The sequence below is a fragment of the Desulfocicer niacini genome, assembly GCF_054657595.1.
The window spans coordinates 1-3,589 of sequence record NZ_BAAHYK010000114.1; the positions used below are offsets into that span (position 1 = coordinate 1).

Below are 3,589 nucleotides of genomic sequence, written 5' to 3' on the forward strand. Positions count from 1 at the left end.
TTACCTTGTGTTGCAGGCTCGTCCCACAATGCACGCTTGACGCGATTCCTGTACGTCGCCCCGTACTTTTGTGCTGCTCCGCCTCGGCGGAACCACTGCCTTCCGGAGCACCGTCACCGGTACCCCGTTGTGATAACACTATACCCTTCGCCTCCATCAGGCTGGGTTTGGGACTTGCCTTGACCTTCATGATTTTAAGGTATAGGCTCACCCTTAAGACGTGTGCCGTGCCCGGCACACAACAAAAGGCTGAAGACCGACCATACCCGCCAAAAAGCGGCGGGCATGACGGCTTAGCCACGTGTTCGATGTTCAGAAAAGGCAATGAAGAATCATGGATCAGATAGATGAAATGATAACAGCCTATGACGAAGAAGCAGAGGCAACTGGTTGGTACGGTCCCGAAGTTGCCTTCGGCCTGACTTACGCTCATGTTGAACCTGGTCAGTCTATGCTGGATATTGGAATCGGTACTGGTTTGGGATCTTTATTATTTCTTAAAGCAGGTCTGAAAATCCATGGTATGGATATCTCACCGCAGATGCTTGACGCATGTCGCAGCAAAGGTTTCTCGTATCTGCATCTGCATGACTTGAACAAGGCTCCATACCCCTTCGATTCAGAAAGCATAGATCATGCCGTCTGTACTGGCGTTCTTAATTTTTTTAGTGATCTATCTCTTATTTTTGAAGAAACCAATCGCATTATTCGCAGGGGTGGATTATTTGTATTCGTGGTTGGGGATCGTTCTGAGACTGAGGCTCATGCGGTTGAAGTTGGGGCAGAGCACACAAAATCGGATAGAAGTATAACAATGTATCTCCATAGCAAAGAACAGATCGCCAAATTAACGGCGAGGTATGGCTTTGAGTCCGTGAGGGGTTTATCGTTCACGGTTTTCATGGGTCGAGAAAGGACCAAAAGCATGCCTGCCAGATCTTACCTAGTGAGAAAAAGGATAGGCATCGAACCTGTCATTTAAGCGGAGTGCAAAAACCGCGCGCCCGCTTAATTCATCGATAACTTAATGAAAAAATCAAATGTTTTGTTGATTTTATTTTTATGCTTTGGGTTGCCATTATTGATATGTGTAATCTTTAAAATTTTACCTATCGGCTCTGTTGGCCCAATCATACCAATAACAGGAATAATAAACGTATTTGCTTTGCCCTATCTATTTTATTGTTCCGTAGCAGACCTTGTTAAAAGCAAGGGAACTAAAGTGATTTCTTTGATAGTGTCTATTTTAATTGGAGTATTCATGACAGTTATAGAAATGAATGTTTTTATCGGGTTGTCATCATTGTTTGGAATTATGGATTACCATTTGATGTGATTGTGCTTAATAAACGGGCTTGGTTCTTAAAATTTGAACGCTGCAACTTATGAATATTTTAGTCCGAATATCTTTTTTTAGTCTTCTTGTTTTGTTTTCTGTGGATGCAGTGCACTCAAAAGAATGTGTAATTTTGTTGCATGGCCTTTTAAGATCAGCGGATTCAATGAACAAACTGGAACGGCGATTGGAAAGAGAAGGCTACATTGTTGTTAACGTAGATTATCCTTCAAGGAAGTACTCAATACAAGAATTGTCTGAATTAGCAGTAGCCCAAGGTTTGAGTGAATGTGAGAAGCAAAAATGTTCATCAATTCATTTTGTAACACACTCTCTCGGGGGGATTCTTGTTCGCATGTATTTCTCAAAAAATGGGAATACTGATGTTGGTCGAGTTGTAATGCTTGGCCCACCTAATCAGGGAAGCGAAGTCGTCGATAATCTAAAAAACATGCCAGGGTTTGAGATGTTGAACGGACCAGCTGGTATGCAGCTTGGTACAGACTCTTCAAGTGTGCCAAGATCTCTTGGTGCTGTAAATTTTGAACTTGGAATAATCGCTGGAACACAAAGCATTAATTTTATTCTATCAATGTTCTTGTCAAACCCAGATGATGGTAAGGTGTCAGTAGAGTCAACGAAAGTTAAGGGCATGAAGGATTTTATAGTATTGCCAACTACGCATCCGTTTATGATGAAGAATAAAGTTGTTATTGATCAAGTTGTACATTTTCTTAAAAATGGAAAATTTCAAAATAATGAGTTATATTGGGATAGGACTCCCCGTCACTGAGGAGCCCTCCCACACCACCCGGCATACGGATCGCGTACCAAGGCGGTTCGGCTGATGTGAACATATCATTTACCGTGGCTTCGCGTCTTCGACCCGCCTCCATTAGGCTGGGTTTGGGACTTGCCTTGACCTTCATGATTCTAAGGTGTAGGCTCACCCTTAAGACGTGTGCCGTGCCCGGCACACAACAAATCAATTCACTGGATGCCGAGAACGTATGCGGCCCTGCGGGGGCAAGTTCCTTGGCGGCACCAGTGATCTCAAGCGTTTGCAAGTCAAAATAAGAGGAATTTTCGTGATTGAGTCGCAAAGGTAGGAAGGAGGAGACTGAGAAATGCACCCTCTGGAAGAACTTCTGAAAAAGAATGAAATGTGGCTAATGGGCCGAATTCGTGATTATGCCGTAGAAAGAGATTACAGTCGCTATACCTCCACTCTGGAAGAAGCATGGAGGATATCAATTGTTGGACTGACCGACTCCATCATATCGGCACTCGCCATATCGGAAGATCCGTGGGAGTTTGGCCCTGAGGATACTTTCACTACCGATCCCATTGCCACTTTCGGAGTAATTCAGGCACAGAGACATCGATCTCGCGGCATCTCGTTTGAGATGTTCTTGGGGTTGATGAAATATTACAAGCAATCATATCTTGATTTGATTCGAACGACATACCAAACACAGCAAATACACACAGAAGAGCAGATAAACGAAAAGAATCATGACGGGGAACGGTATGGTCACTTTGTTGAGCGGGTTTTCGACCGGATTGAAATAGCCTTTTGCGCTGAATGGGCTCGCAATGAAACTATGAACCATGCTCTTACCGAGTTGCAGGAAGCCAACCGTCAACTTGCCAATGAGAAGAATAAATTTTTGACCATCTACGAAAGTATACCGACGGCAGTTTTTCTACTGGATGATAAAAAATGTATTATTCATATGAACTATGCCGGAGCACAAATGATCGATCCTGAGGCTAAATCGGGTGGCCATTATTATTCTCAGCCGGAGGAGAGAATACTCTTTCCATGGCTGGAGGATGAGTTGTGTCGTTTTCGTGAGACAGGTGAAGAGGAAGAATGTGAATATATGGTTGAATCTCCGGACGGAGATAAAAGGCATGTACTGGCACACTTCCGACTCATGCAGGATATCAGTTTTAAATATCCCGGCATAGTAGCTATTCTCCAAGACATTACCGAGCGAAAAAAAGCAGAAAAAGAAAAAGAAGAACTCATAAAAGAGCTTCAGATAGCTCTTGAAGAAATTAAAAGTTTAAAGGGCATCATTCCTATCTGTATGTATTGCAAGGGAATAAGAGATGATAAGGGGGCTTGGAACAAACTTGAGCAATACATAACAGAACATTCTGAAGCTCAATTTAGCCACGGTATCTGTGAAGAGTGTTTAAAAAAGTTTTATCCTGAAGAAGCTGATTAATTGATGAATATCGCCG

At 43.0% G+C, this 3,589-nt stretch carries 4 protein-coding genes; all 4 read left to right on the forward strand.

The window, feature by feature from the left end:
* The first annotated feature begins 334 nt into the window (after nucleotides 1–334).
* Nucleotides 335–982 carry a class I SAM-dependent DNA methyltransferase gene (locus ACYQ2M_RS24815; protein WP_459919089.1) on the forward strand — a complete coding sequence of 216 codons (648 nt, stop codon included), beginning with the start codon at nucleotides 335–337 and terminating at the stop codon, nucleotides 980–982.
* Between the two features lie 45 nt (nucleotides 983–1,027).
* Entirely contained in the window at nucleotides 1,028–1,336 is a 309-nt protein-coding gene (locus ACYQ2M_RS24820) for a hypothetical protein (RefSeq protein ID WP_459919090.1), read from the forward strand.
* 49 nt (nucleotides 1,337–1,385) lie between these two features.
* Nucleotides 1,386–2,129: an esterase/lipase family protein gene (locus tag ACYQ2M_RS24825; protein WP_459919091.1), complete on the forward strand. Its 744-nt coding sequence runs from the start codon at nucleotides 1,386–1,388 to the stop codon at nucleotides 2,127–2,129.
* A gap of 334 nt (nucleotides 2,130–2,463) precedes the next feature.
* Nucleotides 2,464–3,573, forward strand: a complete 1,110-nt coding sequence (locus ACYQ2M_RS24830) for a PAS domain S-box protein (RefSeq protein ID WP_459919092.1) — start codon at nucleotides 2,464–2,466, stop codon at nucleotides 3,571–3,573.
* Nucleotides 3,574–3,589: the final 16 nt, after the last annotated feature.

Coding starts and splice junctions, on each gene's coding strand:
- ACYQ2M_RS24820 (WP_459919090.1), top strand. CDS start 1,028: ATGAAAAAATCAAATGTTTTGTTGATTTTATTTTTATGCTTTGGGTTG.
- ACYQ2M_RS24815 (WP_459919089.1), top strand. CDS start 335: ATGGATCAGATAGATGAAATGATAACAGCCTATGACGAAGAAGCAGAG.
- ACYQ2M_RS24830 (WP_459919092.1), top strand. CDS start 2,464: ATGCACCCTCTGGAAGAACTTCTGAAAAAGAATGAAATGTGGCTAATG.
- ACYQ2M_RS24825 (WP_459919091.1), top strand. CDS start 1,386: ATGAATATTTTAGTCCGAATATCTTTTTTTAGTCTTCTTGTTTTGTTT.